Genomic DNA, 19961 nt, shown 5'->3' on the forward strand with positions numbered 1-19961 from the left:
CACTATCCGAAGTTCGGCAAGCACCTCCCGAAGGAACTCTCCGACATCATTGACATGATCCAGGATCGTCTCAATAAGGCTTAATAGGCATAACAGCCTAGTTTGTTAAGTTCTCCTCCTAACAAACAAGTCCCCGTGGCCGCAAGGTCGCGGGGGCTTTCCTATTTATAGCGGATATGGCGGTTCGAACGGTTTTAGAATGCTTTTTTTACATTTTTTTTGAAAAAAATCGCTCTTTCCCATTTTTTTTGAGTATATTCCAAGTTGGAATAGAAAGAGGTATTGAATGAACCGATATGACTTGGTCCTTCTGGGGCTTATTCTCGAACACGAAAGCAGCGGCTACGATATCATTACAGAAATCCGCGACCGCGAACTGGACCGTTGGGCCAATTTGAGCACATCGACCGTCTACAACCGCCTGGCGACCCTCGAAAAGCATGGCTGCATCGTCGGCCGTTCCGAACGCGATGGCAACCGCCCCGAACGTGTTGTATTCAATATTACAGACAAGGGAAAGGACACGCTCCGCAAGGAAGTCCTCAAGCACTTGACGGGGTTCAACGACGACCCGCGCACGCTCGGTTTTGCATTCCTCTATGGAGCCGAGAACAAGGAGCTGATTCGCACCCTGGAGGCCCATGAACGCCACCTCGTGCTCGAAATCGAGAATCTGGAAAAGATGATTGCCGAAGAACCGCGCCCCACGCTCTACCCGGAAGGCCCGTTCCTCAACTGCATGAGCCGCGACCACATCCTCGTGGAACTCAAGTACGTGCGTGCCGCCATCGGCATCTTGCGCGACCCCATCCGCAACAAGAAGCTCGACGGCTACTTCTATATCAACTTCGGTAACCGCGACTTCGAGAACTTCAATCAGAAGAAAGACTAGTTTTTTCTATATTTACCGCGTTAAATTTAACAACCCCCTCTTACGGAGATACAATGGCTACAAAACAGAAGAAGAGTGTCAAGAAGGTCGCCTCCAAGAAGGCTCCGGCCGCCCAGTACGGCTACTTCGACGACGCTGCAAAAGAATACGTGCTCACCACGCCGGCAACCCCGATCAAGTGGTGCAACTACGTCGGTACTTTGAACTTCGGCGGTATCGTGGATACCACCGGCGGTACCCTGGTTTGCAAGGGCGACCCGGCCCTGAACCGTATCACCAAGTACATCGCCCAGATGCCGTGCTCTGACTTCAAGGCCAGCACCATCTATATCCGTATCAAGGAAGCCAAGGGCTACAAGGTGTTCTCTCCGTTTGTCGTTCCCACCCTCACCAAGATGGACAAGTGGGAATGCCACGTGGGCCTTTCTTACATGCGCTGGATCGCCGAATGCTGCGGACTCCGCACCCAGGTCACGATTTTCGTGCCGACGGGCTCCAACACTCTCCTCCAGGACATCCAGGTGACGAACCTCGGTGGTGCCGCCAAGGAAGTGGACATTATCCCGGTCTATGAATTCAGCCACTTCGAAGCTGAAAAGCAGCTCACGAACGCCGACTGGGTCCCGCAGACCATGACCCTCAAGGGCCACTGGGAAAAGGACGGCCACGTCGTTCTCGAACAGTATGCCTACATGAAGCGCGACTACGCCGTGAACTACGTGACCGCTAACTGCAAGGTCGGTAGCTTCGACGGTGACCGCCGCGTGTTCCTCGGCGCCAACGAAATGGGCTCCTGGGCCGCTCCGCTTTCCTTGGGCAACAAGGAACTTTCCAACAGCGAATGCGACCGTGGCGACAACATCGCCGCCCTCATGATTCACGGTGGCAAGATTGCCGCCAAGAAGACTTTCCGTTGCTGCACCCAGCTCGGTCAGGAACAGAGCCTCAAGGTTGCTGCCAAGGCCATCGCCAAGTACCGCGACCTGAAGAACGTCGACAAGGCTTTCGACGAACTCGCCAAGTTCTGGGAAAACTACCTCTCCACGATCCAGGTGAAGACTCCGGACGCATCGTTCAACACGATGGTGAACGTCCACAACCCGCGCCAGTGCCACACCACCAAGAACTGGAGCCGCTACCTCTCTCTGTACCAGCTGGGCTACGGCACCAGCCGCGGTATCGGTTACCGTGACTCCACGCAGGACTTGATGGGCGTGATGAGCCACATGCCGGAAGAAGCCTTGGTCCTCACCAAGAACCTCATCTCCGTGCAGCGCCCCGAAGGTAACGCCATGCACCAGTACGCCCCGCTCGCCCTCGCCGAAGACAACGGCAACGAAGCGAACGCCGGTGACTCCCGCGAAAAGGCCGGCGTCAAGGATGCCAAGGGCAATCCGATGTATGCCGACTGGTACGGCGACGACCACCTCTGGATCATCCTCACTGTGGCTTCTTACCTCAAGGAAACCGGCAAGATGGATTTCCTCAAGGAAGAGATTCCGTTCTACGTCGCCGGCAAGAAGCGCAAGGACCGTCCGAAGGGCACTGTCCTCGAACACTTGAAGCGCGCCCTGAAGTTCACCCGTGAACACCTCGGCAAGCACAACCTCCCGCTCCTCGGCTTTGCTGACTGGAACGACTGCATGAACTTGCCCCTCGGTGCAGAATCCACGTTCAACACCGCCTTGTATGCCAAGGCCCTGCTCGAAATGATGGACATCGAAGAAGCCCTCGGCGACAAGAAGGCCGTCGAAATGTACAAGGGCTGGTACGAAGACGTCAAGGCCGCCTTCAACAAGAGCGCCTGGGACGGCAAGTGGTGGACCCGCTGGTTCGACAAGGACGGCAACGGCTACGGTGTCGCCAAGGCCAAGTACGGCAAGATCTACTGCAACGGCCAGTCCTGGCCGGTTATCGCCGGCATCGCTTACGGCGACCGCGCCAAGCAGGGCATGGACAGCCTGAACAAGCTCCTCAACACCAAGTACGGCGTGAAGAGCTCCACTCCGGGTTACCGCGGCTTTGAACCGGCCGTGGGTGGCATCTCCACCTATCCTCCCGGAGCCAAGGAAAACGGCGGTATCTTCCTCCACACCAACCCGTGGGTGATGATTGCCGAAACCATCCTCGGCCGTGGCGACAATGCCTTCCAGTACTACAACCAAATTAACCCGGCTTCCAAGAACGACATCCTCGACGTGTTCGAGTCCGAACCGTACTGCTATCCGCAGAACATCCTCGGTGACGAACACAAGCAGTTCGGCATGGGCCGTAACGCATGGCTCTCCGGTACTTCCACCTGGACGTACCAGGCTGCCACGCAGTTCATCATCGGTATCCGTGCCAACTACAAGGGCCTCGTGGTTGATCCTTGCATCCCCTCCAAGTGGGATGGCTTCGAAGCAACCCGTAAGTTCCGTGGTGCAACCTACCAGATTACGGTGAAGAACCCGAAGCACGTGTGCAAGGGTGTCGCCAAGATGGTGGTGGACGGCAAGGAAATCGACTCGAATATTGCCCCGATCTTTACGAAGGGTGTCCATAAAGTCGAAGTCACCATGGGCTAATTTGAATTATAACCGTCGTGATACGGCGTTTCCCCAAAGAGGATAACTCCACTAAGGGGTAAAACCCAAGTGTCGTATAGCTCGCCCCCTCACGTACGCTTAGTACGCTACGGGGGATCGCGCCTGGTCTCACTCGGTTCTAATCCAAATTCGAATTTAAAGGTCTGCTTCAAACGAAGCAGACTTTTTCTATATATAAGTGTATGGCGAGTTTATTTGGAAAATGCTGGAATAATTTTGTGCTCTTGGCTGCGGCGGTGCTGTGGGCGGGTTGCTCCGATAGCGATAAAAATGCGGATAAATCCCTAGAGCAGGAAAAGGGTAAAACGGAACAGTCCTTGGACGTGAAAAAGGAAGATGCCGAAAAACTGCGCAGGGATAGTGTATTTAAAGCATCCATAGACAGTGTTTTAAAGTCGGTGGGGCATCTTTCAACGCATGGGACGACTACGCTTTATGGATGTCGTCCAGAAAATGGCTGTTCCGTTAAAAGAGATGAATATGGGATTCCTGTAATAGATGAAAAGTACTTGCAAGGCCGTGCACGAGGCGTCGCAAAAGCCCCTACTTATGAGGAATTGAGTGTGGCAGGTGGCGTTGATGCTGATAAAGCTCTGATTTTAAAGAACATTCGCCTGCGGACTCCTGGATTGCGTCATATTTATAATAAACATTTAAAGAGGAATCCCAGTTTTAGCGGGACGATTGTTTTTCGGTTGAATATCAATGCTGATGGCTCCGTTCAAAAAGTCCAAATAGACTCAACGACTACCGGCAATACGGATTTTGACGAAAAAGTCCAGAATGCGGTAGGTCGCTGGAATTTCCAGATCATGAATTCGGGTGTAGTAGCCAAATTAAATACGGATGTAGTTGCGACTTTCCCGGTACAATTTTATGAAAGAGAACCGGCAAAAATAGGCGATTAAGGGCGATACCTAACGAGCCGGATTTTTGCTTTTTTTGTGGAAATTGGGGATTAAACTGCTGAAAAAACGCCTGTTTGGTACCCAATTTGTTAGCTTGTTTGTACTAAAAAAGTCAAATTTTGCTTTTAGTGGGGATGAAATACACAAAAAACGCCGGTTTAATCCCCAATTTTTGTGCAATATCAGTGTTTGAACGCTGTGAATGTATCATTTTGTGTTAGTTTGTGTGTGAAAATGGGTACTAAAGTGCGTCAAAATAAGTCGTTTGGTACCCATTTTTTGTTTTTTGTATTATTTTTAGTGAAGTATGAATATGTTTTCTAGACTATTTCGCGTGATTTCCCTGCTTGCAGTGCTTTGCGTATGCATTCACGCAGCCGAGGACAAGTTGTTCAACATGAACACTGATATGGAAAAACTCATAGCCCCGTATATCGAAAAGGCCAAGGCGACGTTCCCTGCGGTCAAGAAGAAATACATCGCGGGCGACTATGTGCGCGAAAAGCGTGTGCTGGATGTACAGATTAATCTTGTCGACAAGGACGGGACGAAGGAGATGGTTTTCGTTTTTGTCACCCAATGCCTGGGAAATCGGTTCCAGGGAATTGTTACTAACGATATTCAGCTCCTTAAGGAATACAAGAAGGGCGATGAAGTCTCGTTCACGCAGGACCAGATAAGGAACTGGGTCGTCGTGGATTCCTTGGGCAACGAGGAAGGCAATTATGTGGGGAAGGCCATCGAGGCTTTTGATTCTGGGATTGTCGGCGTCTTTTTCGAGGGGGTGTTCAAGAAGGGCAAGTTTGAGTTCAAGTACCAGGATGCCAAATCGGCGAAATACCAGAACAGCATAGACGGGATTGTATCGCAGGAAATCATTGCGGAAATAGCAAAGCGCTTGAAGACTTCGTACGAAAAGAAACGACGCGAAGGGCAGAAGTTCGAGGAAGGGAAACCGTTCTACACCTACGGGATTTATGACTTCCGAACCGGTGAGATAAAGCCCTGATTCCCCGGTCTAGAACTCGTCCGGCTTGATGACATAGACCGAATCGCGCCATGTCGGTAGGGGCTTGTAGGATTCTAGTTCCTTCCGGATCTCGTAGAAAAGGTTCCCCTTGAAGAATTGGTCGAGGGTCTTTTGGGAATGGAGCCTTGTGAAGATTGCGAACTTTGTCATTTCATGGTTGCAGACGCTTGCCTTGAGGTCGTAATCTATGTATGAGGTGTCCTGGTTGCGCAGGTTGTTGCAACTTTTCACGAATTTCTTTAGGATATAGTCGAACTTGGCGCCGATGTAGTTGTTGTCATAGATGAAATGCGCTTCCTTGAGGGAAGGGTTGAAAAGGTAGATATCCGAGTTCCATGTAAAGTAGTTGGAATCGATGGCAAGCTTGCGGTTGACGTAATTCTGGATGCTGGAATCCAGCTTGAGGTCGATTTCTTCTCGGTCTGCGGGGAGGACCAGCCAGCACATGATGGGGTATTTTGCGGTGAGCGCTATCTTGTCTGCGGTACTGTACGTGCCTTTGCTGGTGTCCCAGAACATGACAATCTTGCTTATGGCGGACGGGGCGACGAACCAGTTGCCCGCAAAGAGGAACGTTATGAATATCAGGATAACCGCAAAGATGCGGGTGAACAAGTCCTGGAAAATCTGTCTCTTGGCATCGGGGCCATAGCCCGTGTCAAGTATGGGATACTCGGCCTTGAGCGCCTCCATTTCCTTGAGCTTGGATTCGAATTGCTCGGCGTTCAGGGGGGAGGTGCCCGTCTCCTTGAATTGGCGGGTCGCGTCCTCAAGTTCGGACTTCAGCTCAAAGTAGTGCTTGAAGTCGGCCTTCGTCTTTTCCAAGTCGTTGGTGGAGTCCTGTTTATTCAGATGGAACATATTCCCCAATATAACAATTGAGCTCCTTTGGAGGGTTTGAAGGAATCCCTAATATTGAAAATTGCTATATTATTCGCGGAAATTTTTAAAAAGGATAGACAATGTCTCTTAAACTTATTACTCGTGGTGTTCTTACCGTGGCGCTTGCTGCGGGTATTGCCTCTGCGCAGCTCCTCAACAGCAAGAGCATGGATGTCGTGCGTGTCGAAAAGGTCGGTTTCTCTGCCGGGCGCATCGATAGCTTGACCCAGGCGCTTGCACTACAGCAGTTCCAGGGCAAGAAGGTGAGCGATGAGACCATGGCCCAGGTTCGTTTTGCTGTGATTGACAACCTTGTCGGGCAGGAACTGGTACGGCTCGAATGCAAGAAGCAGGGAATCAAGGTCCCGGCGGCCCGCGTGGATAGCCTTGCGACCCTCTTCAAGAAGCAGTTCCCGAGCGAGGATGTGTTCCAGAAACAGCTGAAGCAGAGCGGCCAGACGATGGCTCAGTTCCGTGAAAAGCTCGAAGACCAGCTCAAGAGCGAGGAACTCCTCAAGAAGAAGGTGCCCTATCCGAAGGACCCGACCGAAGAAGAAATGAAGGCCTACTGGACGCTCAACAAGAGCAAGGTCCCTGTAAACGATTCTATCAGCGGTGTCCGCATCTACATCAAGACGAAGGGCAAGAGCGCCCAGGACGTGTCGGATACGAAGGACATGCTGAAGGGTATGGCCGCCCAGCTCAGGAGCCAGATCCGTGCCAAGAAGGTTCCTTTTACTTATGCGGTGCAGCTTTTCGCACAGCAGGCTGTCCAGAACAGCGACGATCCCAATGCGAAGAAGACGGGCGGTGCCGTGCTGACCACGCTCAAGGGTAACGGGGCTGCGTTCGAAAAGGCCGTGGCAAAGTTGAACGTGGGTGACATCTCGGATGTCTATAACGACAAGGACGGTGTCGCCATCTTCATGCTCACGGGCAAGAACGATGGAAAGTTCGAAAGCTACCGTAACCAGATCGATACCGGACTTCGCATGCAGGCCGAACAGGAACGCCAGATGAAGCTCAAGGCCTACCTGGATGAACTCGCGAAGGTCTACAAGGTCCAGTACCTCGACAAGAAGTACACCCCGCCGCAGGCCATCGGGGGCAAGTAATGGCCTTCCAGACGACTCATACCGGGCTTATCGAGCTGCGTAGCCGCATCGACAAGCTCTGGGGGTATCTTTGACTTAGAGGCGAAGACCGAAGAACTCTACGTCCTCGAAAAGGACTCTGCCGACCCGAACCTGTGGAACGACCAGGAGAAGGCGCAGTCCATGATGAAGAAAATCGGCAACCTGCGCGGCCTCCTCGATTCCTGGAAGGAGGTCTCCCAGACCTGCGATGACCTTGCCGAGCTCTACGAGATGAGCAAGGACGAGGAGTCTGCCGACCTGACCAAGACCATCGAATCGGATGTCGCGGATCTCCGTGCGCGTGTCGAGAAGATGGAGTTCAAGAAGATGCTGAACGGGCCCGACGACGCCTGCGCATGCCTGATGTCGATTCACCCGGGCGCGGGCGGCACCGAGTCGCAGGACTGGGCACTGATGCTGTTCCGCATGTACACGCACTTTTTTGAGCGCGAGAACATGGACTTCAAGGTGGTGGATTTCCAGGAAGCGGAAGACGCGGGCCTCAAGAGCGCGACCATCGAGATCACTTGCGAGAATGCCTACGGCCTGCTGCGTTCGGAAATAGGCGTGCATCGCCTGGTGCGCATTAGCCCGTTTGATGCGAATGCCCGACGCCACACGAGCTTTACCGCCGTGTACCTGTACCCCGAACACGAAGACGTGGAATTCGACCTGGACATGGCGGATGTGCGCGTGGATACCTATCGCAGTAGCGGTGCCGGCGGACAGTACATCAACAAGACGGATTCCGCGGTGCGCATGACGCACTTGCCCACGGGTATCATGGCGAGCTGCCAGACGGAACGTAGCCAGATTCAGAACCGCGAAACCTGCTACAAGATGCTCAAGACTATGGTGGCCGAGCACTACCGCCTGGAAGAAGAGGCGAAGCGCGATGCCCGCATGGCCGAGAAGAAGAAGGTCGAGTGGGGAAGCCAGATCCGTAGCTACGTGCTGCAGCCCTACCAGATGGTGAAGGACCTGCGTACGGGGGTCGAGACCTCCGATACCGCAGGCGTGCTCGATGGCAAGATCAGGCCGTTTATCGATGCTTACCTGCTGAGCACCAGCGAAGAGCAGAAGTAAGCTAGCTTAACAGTTTTTCCACTTCCGCAATAATGCGGTCGCGTTCCCCGCACCAGTCGGGGGCGATAAGCATGTCGCTCGGGCTTTCGCCGCTGAACCGCTCGATGGCGGTATCCGGCCCGATAATCTTTATCATCTCGGCGACGGCTGCGCAGTATTCCTCGAATTCCAGCAGCTTGATTTCGCCTGCGGAAAAATCTTGTGCCATCACAGTGCCCGCGACGATGTGCAGCGGGTGGATTTTCACGGCGGCGAGTTTCAGGTCGCGCACGACTTCGGCGGTACGCTTGAAGTCTATCAGGGTCTCGCCGGGGAGTCCAACGATGACGTGCGTGGTGACGGTGAGACCCGCCGCCTGGCAGCGCTTTACCGCGTCTTCGAAATCGGCGAGTGTATGCCTGCGGTTGATGGCCGCAAGCGTGAGGTCGTTTGCCGTCTGCAGGCCGATTTCCACGATAATCGGCTTCTTGCGGTTCAGTTCCGCGAGGTACTCGATTTTCTCGTCTTCGAGGCAGTCCGGGCGCGTCCCTATCGCAAGCCCCGCAATCTCCTTGTGCTTGATAATCGGGTCGATAATCCCCTTCAGGTGTTCGAGCGGCGCATGCGTGTTTGTATATGGCTGCAGGTAGGCGAGGATGCCCGCGTTCGGGTATTTTTCGCGGAGCCTCGGTACGAACTTGTCGAGCTGTTCCTGGATGGAAACCTTCGCCTGGTCGAACACTGGGCTGAAGCTGCGGTTGTTGCAGTAGCTGCAGCCCGAGAATCCCTTGGTGCCGTCGAGGTTGGGGCAACTCATGCCGCCGTTGAGCGGGAGCTTGCGCACCTTGAGGTAGTTCGGGAAAATCTTGAGCAGTAAATCGCGGTAGGGAGTGTAGTGCATGTCGTAAAAGTAATAAAAGCGGGGCGTTCACTTGTTTTGACTCCCTTTTTTTTATATTCTATTCATGCCGTTTTCAGAAGAATACCTCAAAGATTACGAAAATAAAATTCGGAAGCTCCCTGTCGATGAACTTTATGAAATACATGACACAATTCGTGATCATCCTTTAAAAGCAGACGATTCTCCTGAAAGAGTCCAGATTGTTGAAAAGCGCATTATTGAACTTACTGGCGACAAAGATTCTATTTTGTCTCGTGAAGAGTTTAATAAAAAAGTGGAACAGGAATATATCGAGAAGACAAATCCTTTGGCAGTCGGGCTTGAAATTTTTGGAGTTGTCCTAATTTTAATAGGAGGTGTGTGCACGCGAAATCCCCATCTTGCAGAAATCAGTTCGAATCCAATATCTCTTTTTCTCAGCGGTCTTGGGTGTTTAATTGTAGGATTATGCAATTTAATCGATGGAAAGATTAAGATATACCTAATAGGATGGGCGGTAATCCTGACAAAAAAAGAACATCCAAAAAAGTTCTGGTCTGTAGTGGGGTTATTTTATATTGTCGGGGTTTTCTTTTTAGTTAGGGCATGTCAATGCTGGTAGGGTAAGTTGAATGTGTTGGGGGGCGCTATCAGTATGGCGAGATTGCGTCTCGCATCGGAATAGCGAGATGGACGCCTACGGCGTCCGCGGCTTCGGCTCGGTCATGTCGGCAAGCAAGCTTGCCGTCGCGACACTCGCCTTGCACGCTTTTGCCAAAACGTACACTTCGTTAGCATTTTGCCCTCAGGGTTACGCCTGGCGGCGTGCCTTTTTTTTGTGAAAAAATCCCATTGGGCGAATACGGATGTATATTATGAGTATTGATATTTGAGGATCTTTTATGAAACGACTGGCTTTGACCCTGGCTCTCGTGGTGGTGTTCTGTGCGGAGGGAGCCTTCGCAGCCCCGAAAAAGGGAACCATGACAGACGCTCGCGACGGCGAGTCGTACCAGACTGTAAGGATTGGTAAACAGATTTGGATGGCAGAGAATCTGAAGGTGAAAACCGAGGGTAGCTGGTGCTACGAGGATAAGGAATCGGACTGTCAGAAATACGGTTGGCTCTATAACTGGGACGCGGCAAAAGTTGCCTGCCCCGTAGGCTGGCACTTGCCCAGCAAAGAGGAGTTCGAAATTTTGTTTAAGTTCGTGGGCGGGGCTCAGGAAGATGCTTGGAAATGGGAAAATGCGGGGAAAATGCTGAAGTCCACCAACGGATGGAATGAATATGAAGGAAAAGATGGCAATGGTAATGATGCTTTCGGGTTCTCGGCGCTCCCTGCTGGCTACAGGAATGGCAATGGGGATTTCAACAACGAGGGCAACCGTGCGTACTTCTGGAGTTCTACAGAGAGCGTTAGCGGCAGCGCGTACTACATGGGCTTGGACTTCAGCAAAGACGATGCGTTCCTGAACAGCTTCTATAAGACCCACGGGTTCTCGGTGCGCTGTGTGAAGGACTAGGCAAATTGGCTCGGAAAAACCATGCAGCTCCCAGGACGGGAACTGTTTTGTGTAAAGTTTTTATTTTTTGAAAACAACTCCGTATCCGCGGTACTTGCAAACAGTTTCTGTTTTCAAGACTAATGGACCTAAAATTAGCGATGTTGTTGTTTCTTCCGCGCGGATTCCGATAACTTCATCAAAGGCTCCGCCTCTATAATCAATAAATTCCATAATGCCACAATTTTCGTTTTCTGGCTTGCTCGAATACGATATTTCTTGGTACGATGCATAATCAGAAGGTGTGAAAATTCCTTCTTGCACCACAATTGGATGATGGATCACCTTTGTGCATCCAACAAGCATTAATGCTGTAATGCATAATGCGATGACGTTTTTGTTCATAAAAAACACCTCTAAAAAACGTTTATATAAATATACAAATCTTTTTGAAAGGAGTGGCTTAATAGCGAGATTGCCAAAACGTTCACTTCGTTCCGCTCCGCGGTAGTCGAACTCACGACTACGTCGCTCGTCCGGAATCTCTCGCTATTCCGGATATAAAAAGAAAACCACCCAGGAGGGTGGTTTTTCTTTTTATCGGAATAGCGAGATTGACAAAAGTTTCACGGTGTTCAACTTTTGCCCTCCGGGTTACGCCTGGCGGCGTAATCTCTAAATCGCCTAAATTCACTGCGTTCAAATGGCGATTTAGTCGAACTCACTTCGTGAGTTCTCATCTCGCGTATAATTCCGATACGAAAAAAGCACCCGCAAGGGGTGCTTTTCGTATCGGAATAGCGAGATTCGAACTCACGACCTCTTGCTCCCGAAGCAAGCGCTCTACCAGGCTGAGCTATATTCCGGTTTTGTGGGCACAATTATAGATAAAAAGTGCAGGTTTTCAAAGGGGTCGGGCGCGAAAAATTTGTAAAAATACCCAAAATTTACTTCTTTCGGGCGTTTTTCTTGGCCTTTTTGGGGTCGGGGCGTGCGGGGGCGTCGCTTTGGGCGGGTTTCCCGAGGACCATGATGCTCGAACCTGCGTTGTCGGGTTCGACCTTGTACAGGCGGATGCGGTTGTTCCATTCGGACCGGACCTTGCGGTCGATGATGCGCTTGACGTTCCCGTAGCTCGGGTTTCCGCCGCCGTGGATGACCCTCAGGACCTTGAGGCCCGCGATGTTCAGGTCATCGATGCGCCGCTCGACGGCCTCTGCGGCTTCATCGGCGGTCATGCCGTGCAGGTCGATTTCGTCTTCGGGCATGGGGAGGTCCCAGGCGGCAGGGTTGCGGCGCATCTTGCGCCCGCGCGCAAGGCGGGCGGGGCGCATCACGGCGGCATTCTCCGCATCGACGCGCATCTGCTCGTCTTTGTCTTCCATGCGGTGGTTCATAATCCACTGCATCTGGAATTCTTCTTCTGCGTTCAGGGGCATCTCAAATCCTCGGACACAAATATAGAAAGCGGCTCCGTGGTTTGCGCCCTAGACGACGAAGTTCTGGTGGTAGTTCCAGCTCCACTGGTCGGGGTGCTCCGCTATCCAGCGCTCCGTCTCGCGGGCAATGTCTTTCACGAGGGGGCTTTCTCCGGCCTGGCTTGCGGCCTTGCCGGCGACGATCTCGTCATATTTCGGCGGGTAGTAGCTTTCGAATCGGATGACGATGCTCCCTTCGGGTCGATTGCTGTCGCGGGAGGGCGAGCCGCGCATTTCTGTCCAGGTGCGGAAGGTGACGATGCCTGCTCCCATCCGGTTGATTTTCTGGATGAGGCGCAGGTAGAGCGTGGTTTGCCGGCCGAACAGCTCGACAGTGTTTCCCTTCGTGTTCTTGCCCTGGTCATAGACCATCGCGAGGATTCCCTTGGTGCGGAAGAGTTCGCGGATGAGCCGGCCAGTTTCTTCGGGGTGGTATTCTGTGAGGTGCGGGTCGCTGCGGAGTTCCCTGAGAACTTCGCGGAAGGCGGTGTCCCCGACGGAATCGGTGATGAGGTGGACGTGCTCGCTGTAGCGGCAGAGGATGCGGTGCATCAGTTCGAAGGAACCCTGGTGGATGCTGATGCCTGCGATGGGCATGCCGTTTTTCGAGCATTCGGCGACGGCGTCCTTGATGATGCCCTCGTTCTCGAACACGATGCGGCGTTCCACGCTCTTGAAGCGGGCGAGGCCGCGGTAAGAATCCAGCGCGTTCCAGAAGATGCCGCGGAACATGTCGCGAGCGGTCACTTCTTGCAAGGGGCCGGCGCAGTTTAAAATAGAAGGAGCGCTGTTTAACACCCGCGCACAGTTTAATTCCGACGCTGTACTGTTTAACCCCGGCGCACAGCCTTCATCCTGCGCCGCCAAATATCCCCTTGCCGCGTCCAAATGTTTTTCCACCCTCCCGTAAGCGCGCTCGGTGTGTATCGCCTTGTAGACAGGGAATGCGATGGCGAAAAGGAACGAGTAGAAAAAGTCCGGCAGCCGCAGCAGGATGTTGAACAGTAATTTATATGTAATTACCTTGAACTTGTACATGGGGTCGCGGCGCCTGCCGATCAGGAAATTACGCTTCCTCGAATTCTAGAATATTCCTTCCGAGTTCGCGCTCGAACACGCGTCGCGAAAGGCCTTCGCCTGCATAGCTGATTGTGGGCGAGACCTCGTAGAGCTTGCCGGGCTTCACCTCGACATGTGCCTTCACGAGCCATTCGCGGTGGAGCTTGCCGATCATCGTGCGGGCCGTTTTCGGGCTGTCCGTGCCTTCCGCGTTCTTGACCGGGCTAAATTCCTCCTCGCGGATGACGCCGAAGGGGAGCATGGTGCCGAGCTGCGGGAAAGCATCGAACAAAAACTGCTCGAACTTGAAGCAGTTCTCGATGCCGCAAACCGTCTTGCGGGCCGTGTGCCACGGGAGTTTGCCAGTCTGCAACTTGCGCAGCGCCGAGACTTTGAACAAATGAATGGCGAGGTTCCCGCCGTCAAATACCAGGCTTCCATCCGGGTTTGTCATGTCGCGGTATTCTTCGGGCAAGTCGCTGTATTCGACCACGCCGGGCTTGTTGTTCTGGAAGGCGAAAATGCCCACGCGTTCCTGCGCGTTCGCCTTGTGAACGACCTTCGATGCGCTGGCCATCATCCCGTTGTCGGCGAGAGCCCCGATGAATGCGGGGTCGCAGATGCGGCAGAGCGCGTTGTCGACGCTGTAGAGGAACACGTATTCTATACCCTTCTCGACGAGCCATGCGAGCGAACCGCTCTGGGCGAGCGCGCGGAAGCACCCGCCGTTGCCATCGGGAACAAGTGCAAGCCTGTCGCCGTCGAGCACGGCCTTGCCATCGGGCGTAAGCGCGCAGATGGTTCCCTGCTCAAAAAAGCGGATGTTGTCGCGGTCCATCCCGAAGAAGTTGTGTTCGGTAAAGAAGTTGACGGTCGCCTCGTGGTTCAGCGGGCTCGTCATGATGCACCACGGAATCGGGTGGCCTACGCGAGCCGCGAGGTTCTGCAAGCGTTCCGCCTGCAGTTGGAATAAACTCTTGTGGCTCGGGAGCCCGATATCGAACATTCCCTTCGGGCCGTCGAACCCGAGGCGCGAACCCTGGCCGCCCGCGACGAGGAACGCCGCCACCTTGCCCTTTCCGAGCAGCATCTCTCCGATTTCTTTCCAGTAGTCGTATTTCAGGTTGTCTTCCGCAATCCGGAAAGGCATGGGCTTCAGGTCGGCAGATACGTTGTCCGCCTTGCTCGCGCTTGACTTTTCGGCGTAGAGTGCCTTCAGTTCTTCCCAGTCTTGGCTTAGAATGTCGCGTTCGAGGAGCTTGCGTGCATCCCCGGAGAGTGTTTCAAGGTGCGCCGCCAGTTCCTGCTGGCCGGCCGCATTTAACGTTTCGATAATGTCTTTTTCCATATTATCTCAAACCGAAGAATATCACCATGCTCACGATGAGCGCGAAGATGCTCACGAGGTGCATGCGCCACACGATTTTCGAGTTCATCAGGGGCTTGCTCGGGAACTTGCCTTCCCACTTTTTCTGGTAGTGGTGGTGGAGCGGCGCACAAAGGAAAATGCGCTTGCCCGTGCCGGTTGTTTTTTTGGTGAACTTGAACCAGAGAATTTGGAGCAGCACCGAGCAGGCTTCCGCGATGATAATCACGCATACGATGGGGAGGAACAGCCCCGCCTGCACCAGGATGAACATGATGCCGATGGTGGCGCCGAAGCCCACGGAACCCGCGTCGCCCATGTAGATTTCGGCGGGAGGGCTGTTGAACCAAAGGTAGGCGAGCAGTGCGCCCGCGATGGCCATGGCGATGGGGAATAGCTCGTCGCAGCCGGGCAGGTACGGCACGTGCAGGTACGTACTGAAGATGAAGTTGCCACTCACGTAGGCGACGAGGCCCACGAAAATCATGCTGGTAAGGATCGGCACCGAGACAAGGCTGTCGAGGCCGTCGGTAAAGTTCGTTCCGTTAGCGCTAGCCGCGATGACAAACGTCATGAATGCAACAAAGATCCAGTTGGGGAGGTGGAACTGGTAAACGTCGATGGGGCAGAAGGGAATGGTGAGGTCGCCCTTGAGCTCGGGGATGAACTTGTAGCAGAAAATCGCGACGATAAAGCTGAAAAGGAAGTAGAGGAACAGGCGCAGGCTGCTGGAAATACCGTCAGCCTTGTCCATGTAGTCGGCGGCCTTGAGTTTGCCAAGTTTGATGAGGCGCTTGGCGCGGACCTTCGCAATGTCGTCGATGGCACCCACGGCAGAGAATGCCGCGAGAATCACGAGGGTCGATATGGTGTAGCCGTTCATCTTGCAGACGAGGAGCGAGACCACCTCGACCACCACCACCAGGAGTAGCCCGCCCATGATCGGGGGAGACTTGGTCTTGCCGTCCTTGTCAAAGTCGCTGGTGGCATCGAGCCCCTGCAAAAGGCGGATGTACTTGGGCATGAAGAACAGCACGAGGATGATGGAGAGCATGGCGGCGACGCCTGCACGGAAGAGACGCCCGTCGAAAAGATCGATACTGGTAACGTGATAAAGCCAATGACAGAGCATAGTTATAAAATCTTAGATTTTCCCGGCGAGGGGTCGTGTCATCCTGAGCGGAGGGCGCAGCCCGTAGTCGAAGGATCTGGTGTTTAAACTTGTGTTTTTTCTTTGCAAAGATAAAATATTGTGCCTGCGTTGGCTTTGGACTGCCCGAAATTTCTACATTATGGGGCATGAGTGAATTGCGTATCGATTGCCCCCACTGCGGGTCCACTTTCAACGTCATGCTGGACGGGGAGCCCTCGTCCATGATGGTCTTTGCCTGTGCCAAGTGCAAGACCCCGCTGATGCACATGGCCGGAGTGACTTCGGAACTGGACCGGGAGGAGTTTGCGCGCCTCCGCGAACGCCTGAACCGCGTGCTGAGCGCCGTCATGAAGCGCGAGGGCGAGGTAAGCGAGGTCGCTGCGTCCCTCAAGAAGCTCGTGGACGAGTCGAACGCCCGTGCCGAGGAGCGCGAGTCCGAACCCGCTGTCGCGATATCCGACGAGGCGCTAGCGGAACTGCAGAAGGGCCTCGACGAGATGGATGTGGACAGCTTCCTGGAAAAATTGTAATTCATGTTAAACTTTTTCATAGCAGCCCTCGTGGTGGCGCTTGCCCCCGGCCCCGACAACCTGTTTGTGCTTGCCCAGAGCGCAACCCACGGAGCGCGTGCTGGATTTAGCGTGATTTGCGGGCTGTGCACGGGAATCTGCGTGCAGACGGTGCTCCTGATTGTGGGGGTGTCCGCGCTGATTGCGGCTAGCCCGATTGCATTTTTTGTGTTGCAGTGCTGCGGGGCGGCGTACCTGCTTTACCTCGCGTACAAGAGTTTCCAGGTCCGCGCCGGAGTGGTGAAACTGGACGCGGGTGATGCTGGCGAGATGCGCGTGGGCATGGAAGGCGCGGGCCTTTCGTTCCGCAGGCTCTACCTTCGCGGCATCATCATGAACATCACGAACCCGAAGGCGGTTCTTTTTGCGCTTTCGTTTATTCCGCCGGCAGTCGACATGAGCCGCGACATGAGTCCGTCGCTCCAGATGGTAGTTCTCGGGGCGGAATTCGTGACGGCGACCTTCATCGTGTTCGGCTCCATCGCGCTACTTGCGGGCGCCGTGAAGAAATTCATGCTCAACAGCCCGAAGGCGAATCGCAACCTGAACTGGTTCAGCGGCTGCGTGTTTGTCGCCCTCGCCATTGCGCTGTTCGCGCTCTAACGGTCATCCCCGCTATACGATACTTGGCAACTTGTTGCCATAGTAGAGTTATCCTCTTTGGGGAGAAGGCGGGGATCTCCATTTAGGTGAGTTGCTTCTGCACCAATTCAAGAATCTTTTCAATCGCAACTTCGGGCGCGTCGCTGGTGTCGCCGCCGGCGGCACGGGTGTGGCCGCCACCGCCAAACTCGCGGGCAATCGCGTTCACGTCCACGATGTAGTTGCTGCGCAGGCTAATCTTGTACTTGCCGTTTACGGGGTACAGGAACAGGGCCACTTCGGTGCCGCCGACTTCACGCACGGTGTCGATGACGTTGCTGAGTTCTACGGGCGAAACATCGAAGCGTTCCATGTCTTCGGGGGTGATGTGGGCGTAGACCACTTTACCCCCGAGCCCGAGCTTGCAGTTCTGCATCACGAACCCGGTCACGAGCGTCTGCTTGTAGGTGCGCGTGTAGTACGTCTCGTTCACGATTTTCGCGAAGTCGATTCCCTTCTCGATCAAATCGCCGACCACCTGCATGGTGCGCTTGCCCGTGCTGCTGAACTTGAACGCTCCCGTGTCGTGCACTATGCCCAGGTACAGGCTGTTCGCGGTCTCGCGCCCGACCTTCGCCTTGTCGATGTTCACGTACACCACCTCGCATGCGGAACTCGCCTCGGGTTCCACGAGGTTCAGGGTGCACAGGTTCAGCGGGTTAGAAATGTGGTGGTCGATGTTTATCGTTTTTTTCGCGGCACGGATGCATTCCGCGCCGTTCGCCCCCACGCGTTCAAAGCTCGGGGTATCCATGAGGAAGGCGAGGTCGTAGGGTCGCCCGCCGTTGCAATCCGCGGTGTAGGCCTCGCGCGCATCGCTTGCCCCGCGCAGAATCCGGTAGCTCTCGGGGAACTTCTCGAGGAACAGGTCCGCGCGGATTCCCGGGAAGTTGTCGCGGATGTAGTTGTAGATTGCCGTGGTGCTGCCCACGCAGTCGCCGTCGGGCCTCACGTGCCCGAAAATCGCCACCGTCTTCGCTTCGCCCAGGAATTCGTCAATCGTCATGTTCAATCCTTTTTTGCGGGGAATATAATAAAAAGCGCTAGGCGCTTTCGTGCGCGAACCCGTAGGTGCCTTTTTTTCGAAAATTTCACGAATAATGCCCCAAAATTCCCTCCTTTTAGCACGGTTCTCGCTTCTAAAACCCCATTGCCAGCCAGCCAAATTACTATAATTACCCGCAAATTGCATTTTTGACTGGGTCCTGTGACCAGATTCGCCAATTCCACTGGTGCAAGAGCAGGGAAACTCGGACAAAAACATGTAATGAAACAACAATCAAAAAAAGGAATGGCTATAATGGCTACTATCACTAAGGAAAAAGCTGCAGAACTCACCGCCAAGTTTGGTGCAAACGAAAAGGACACCGGTAACGTCCGCGTCCAGATCGCAATCCTCACGGAAAAGATCAAGAATCTGACGGAACACATCAAGAGCCACAAGAAGGACTTCCACTCCCTCCGTGGTCTGTCTGCCATGGTTGCCAAGCGCCGCAACCTCCTCAAGTACTACGGTGAGCAGGACATTCTCGCTCAGCGTGCTCTCATCAAGGAACTCGGTCTCCGCGGCTAATCTGCGGACTGGAGATAATCTATGTCTATTGACGCATACCATCAAAAATACGGCAAGATGCTCGACCCGAAGGAAGTGTCGGTTACGCTCCCTGACGGCCGCGTCATCACGTTCGAAACGGGCCGTATTGCCAAGCAGGCACGCGGTGCCGCAGTCGCCAAGATGGGCGACGCGTTCGTGCTCTCTACTGTCTGCTACGGCGAAGAGAAGGAAGGCGATTTCTTCCCGCTGACCGTCGAATACCGCGAAAAGGCCTACGCTGCCGGTCGCCTCCCGGGCGGCTACAACAAGCGCGAAGCCGGTCGCCCCTCCGACGAGGAAACTCTCTCTGCCCGTATCATCGACCGCCCGATTCGCCCGATGTTCCCCGAGAACTTCACGCGCGAAGTCCAGGTGATTGTGCAGGTTCTTTCTGCTGACCGCAAGTTTGCACCGGATGTGCTCGGCGTGTCTGCAGCATCCCTCTCCATCGGTCTTTCTGAACTGCCCTTCGAACAGCAGGTTGCCGCCGTGCGCGTGGCCGTTGTCGATGGTCAGAACATCGTGATGCCCACCTACGAACAGATGGCCTGCGCCGATCTGGACCTGGTGGTCGCCGGTACCGAAGATTCCGTCTGCATGGTGGAAGGCGGTGCCTACGAAGTGTCCGAAGACACGATGATCAACGCAATTCTCGCCGGTCACGAAGCCATCAAGCTCATGTGCAAGGCCCAACAGGAACTGGTGGACCGCTGCGCTAAGCCGAAGATGGAACTCAAGCCGCAGCACGTTGGCGAAGCCCACGAAAAGCTTCTCGCCACGGTGAAGGAAGTCGTGTGGGACGAACTGAACAAGGACGTCCACTCCAACATGGTGAAGACCGACTTCTATCCGGCTATGGCAGACCTCTGTGCGAAGATGCTCGAAGACGAACGCATTCTCGCCATCATCGGCAAGGACGAAGAACAGGATCCTGCTCTCGTCGCCGACGCTAAGGCAATCTTCAGCGACTACGAACGCACTGCCATGCGCGAAATGATCTTGAACGAAGACGTGCGCCTCGACGGCCGTACGACGACCGAAGTCCGCCCGATCGAAATCGAACTCGGCGTTCTCCCGAGCGCTCACGGTTCTGCAATCTTCCAGCGTGGCGAAACCCAGGGTCTCGTGGTCTGCACGCTCGGCTCCAAGGCCGACGAACAGCGCTACGAAAGCCTGCAGGGCGAAGGCTCCAAGAGCTACATGCTGCATTACAA

General features: G+C 54.2%; 19 protein-coding genes, 1 tRNA gene and 1 pseudogene. 12 read left to right on the plus strand and 9 right to left on the minus strand.

The features are described from left to right. Positions 1-286: 286 nt before the first annotated feature. The 4 genes from B2310_RS00815 (at position 287) to B2310_RS00830 (ending at position 5397) form a co-directional block, all read left to right on the plus strand. A complete protein-coding gene (locus tag B2310_RS00815; protein WP_173365897.1) occupies positions 287-892 on the plus strand; it encodes a PadR family transcriptional regulator in 606 nt (201 codons plus the stop codon). Positions 893-945: 53 nt separating this feature from the next. Beyond that, positions 946-3459: a GH36-type glycosyl hydrolase domain-containing protein gene (locus B2310_RS00820; RefSeq protein ID WP_290727983.1), complete on the plus strand. Its 2514-nt coding sequence runs from the start codon at positions 946-948 to the stop codon at positions 3457-3459. Between the two features lie 203 nt (positions 3460-3662). Next, entirely contained in the window at positions 3663-4388 is a 726-nt protein-coding gene (locus B2310_RS00825) for a TonB family protein (RefSeq protein WP_173382885.1), read from the plus strand. Positions 4389-4695: 307 nt separating this feature from the next. After that, positions 4696-5397, plus strand: coding sequence for a DUF2314 domain-containing protein (locus tag B2310_RS00830; RefSeq protein WP_290727986.1), 702 nt, complete (start codon positions 4696-4698; stop codon positions 5395-5397). Positions 5398-5406: 9 nt separating this feature from the next. On the opposite strand, the gene B2310_RS00835 is transcribed toward B2310_RS00830, so the two are convergent. Further along, positions 5407-6279 (minus strand): hypothetical protein, encoded by an 873-nt coding sequence (locus B2310_RS00835; RefSeq protein ID WP_290727988.1) that lies wholly within the window; start codon positions 6277-6279, stop codon positions 5407-5409. A gap of 101 nt (positions 6280-6380) precedes the next feature. Between B2310_RS00835 and B2310_RS00840 the strand changes: the two genes are divergently transcribed. Next, the gene (locus B2310_RS00840; protein ID WP_290727990.1) at positions 6381-7415 is read left to right on the plus strand and encodes a peptidylprolyl isomerase; all 1035 of its coding nucleotides are present in this window, start codon (positions 6381-6383) and stop codon (positions 7413-7415) included. Then, positions 7415-8522, plus strand: a protein-coding gene (prfB, locus tag B2310_RS00845) for a peptide chain release factor 2 (RefSeq protein ID WP_290727992.1) whose coding sequence is annotated in 2 segments (ribosomal slippage) — positions 7415-7486 and positions 7488-8522 — 1107 coding nt in all. Because the reading frame shifts where the segments join, the coding sequence is not laid out codon by codon here. Before B2310_RS00840 ends, prfB begins: the two co-directional genes overlap by 1 nt. 1 nt (position 8523) lies before the next feature. Here prfB and B2310_RS00850 read toward each other — a convergent pair. Next, complete coding sequence (locus B2310_RS00850; RefSeq protein WP_173382890.1) at positions 8524-9402, minus strand: TIGR01212 family radical SAM protein; 879 nt, start codon at positions 9400-9402, stop codon at positions 8524-8526. A 64-nt stretch (positions 9403-9466) separates the two neighbouring features. Here B2310_RS00850 and B2310_RS00855 point away from each other — a divergent pair, with 64 nt between their 5' ends. Both B2310_RS00855 and B2310_RS00860 read left to right on the plus strand, forming a co-directional pair. Next, positions 9467-10003: a hypothetical protein gene (locus B2310_RS00855; RefSeq protein ID WP_290727995.1), complete on the plus strand. Its 537-nt coding sequence runs from the start codon at positions 9467-9469 to the stop codon at positions 10001-10003. A 280-nt stretch (positions 10004-10283) separates the two neighbouring features. Further along, positions 10284-10907: a fibrobacter succinogenes major paralogous domain-containing protein gene (locus tag B2310_RS00860; protein ID WP_173382892.1), complete on the plus strand. Its 624-nt coding sequence runs from the start codon at positions 10284-10286 to the stop codon at positions 10905-10907. Between the two features lie 60 nt (positions 10908-10967). Here the strand turns inward: B2310_RS00860 and B2310_RS00865 are convergent, their stop codons facing one another. The 6 genes from B2310_RS00865 to mraY form a co-directional block, all read right to left on the minus strand. Next, complete coding sequence (locus B2310_RS00865) at positions 10968-11291, minus strand: hypothetical protein (RefSeq protein ID WP_290724450.1); 324 nt, start codon at positions 11289-11291, stop codon at positions 10968-10970. Between the two features lie 387 nt (positions 11292-11678). Further along, positions 11679-11752 (minus strand) — tRNA-Pro (locus B2310_RS00870). Positions 11753-11833: 81 nt separating this feature from the next. After that, the gene (locus tag B2310_RS00875; protein ID WP_290727997.1) at positions 11834-12325 is read right to left on the minus strand and encodes a Smr/MutS family protein; all 492 of its coding nucleotides are present in this window, start codon (positions 12323-12325) and stop codon (positions 11834-11836) included. A 48-nt stretch (positions 12326-12373) separates the two neighbouring features. Further along, positions 12374-13120, minus strand: a complete 747-nt coding sequence (locus tag B2310_RS00880; RefSeq protein WP_290727999.1) for a lauroyl acyltransferase — start codon at positions 13118-13120, stop codon at positions 12374-12376. Positions 13121-13430: 310 nt separating this feature from the next. Beyond that, complete coding sequence (locus B2310_RS00885; RefSeq protein WP_290728001.1) at positions 13431-14771, minus strand: UTP--glucose-1-phosphate uridylyltransferase; 1341 nt, start codon at positions 14769-14771, stop codon at positions 13431-13433. Position 14772: 1 nt separating this feature from the next. After that, the gene (gene mraY / locus B2310_RS00890) at positions 14773-15921 is read right to left on the minus strand and encodes a phospho-N-acetylmuramoyl-pentapeptide-transferase (RefSeq protein ID WP_290728003.1); all 1149 of its coding nucleotides are present in this window, start codon (positions 15919-15921) and stop codon (positions 14773-14775) included. A 167-nt stretch (positions 15922-16088) separates the two neighbouring features. On the opposite strand from mraY, the gene B2310_RS00895 reads away from it, so the two are divergent. Then, on the plus strand, positions 16089-16472 hold the full coding sequence (locus tag B2310_RS00895) for a hypothetical protein (protein WP_290724442.1): 384 nt from the start codon (positions 16089-16091) through the stop codon (positions 16470-16472). Positions 16473-16475: 3 nt separating this feature from the next. Continuing rightward, positions 16476-17114 carry a LysE family translocator gene (locus B2310_RS00900; RefSeq protein WP_290728004.1) on the plus strand — a complete coding sequence of 213 codons (639 nt, stop codon included), beginning with the start codon at positions 16476-16478 and terminating at the stop codon, positions 17112-17114. Between the two features lie 82 nt (positions 17115-17196). Here B2310_RS00900 and B2310_RS00905 read toward each other — a convergent pair whose 3' ends face one another. After that, positions 17197-18159, minus strand: coding sequence for a DHH family phosphoesterase (locus B2310_RS00905; RefSeq protein ID WP_290728006.1), 963 nt, complete (start codon positions 18157-18159; stop codon positions 17197-17199). Positions 18160-18453: 294 nt separating this feature from the next. Between B2310_RS00905 and rpsO the strand changes: the two genes are divergently transcribed. Together rpsO and B2310_RS00915 are read left to right on the plus strand one after the other, a co-directional pair. Next, complete coding sequence (gene rpsO, locus B2310_RS00910; RefSeq protein WP_072810239.1) at positions 18454-18726, plus strand: 30S ribosomal protein S15; 273 nt, start codon at positions 18454-18456, stop codon at positions 18724-18726. Between the two features lie 21 nt (positions 18727-18747). Then, positions 18748-19961, plus strand: a pseudogene (locus B2310_RS00915) (polyribonucleotide nucleotidyltransferase); the annotation flags it as partial.

This window comes from Fibrobacter sp. UBA3629, assembly GCF_002374005.1.
Taxonomy (GTDB): domain Bacteria; phylum Fibrobacterota; class Fibrobacteria; order Fibrobacterales; family Fibrobacteraceae; genus Fibrobacter.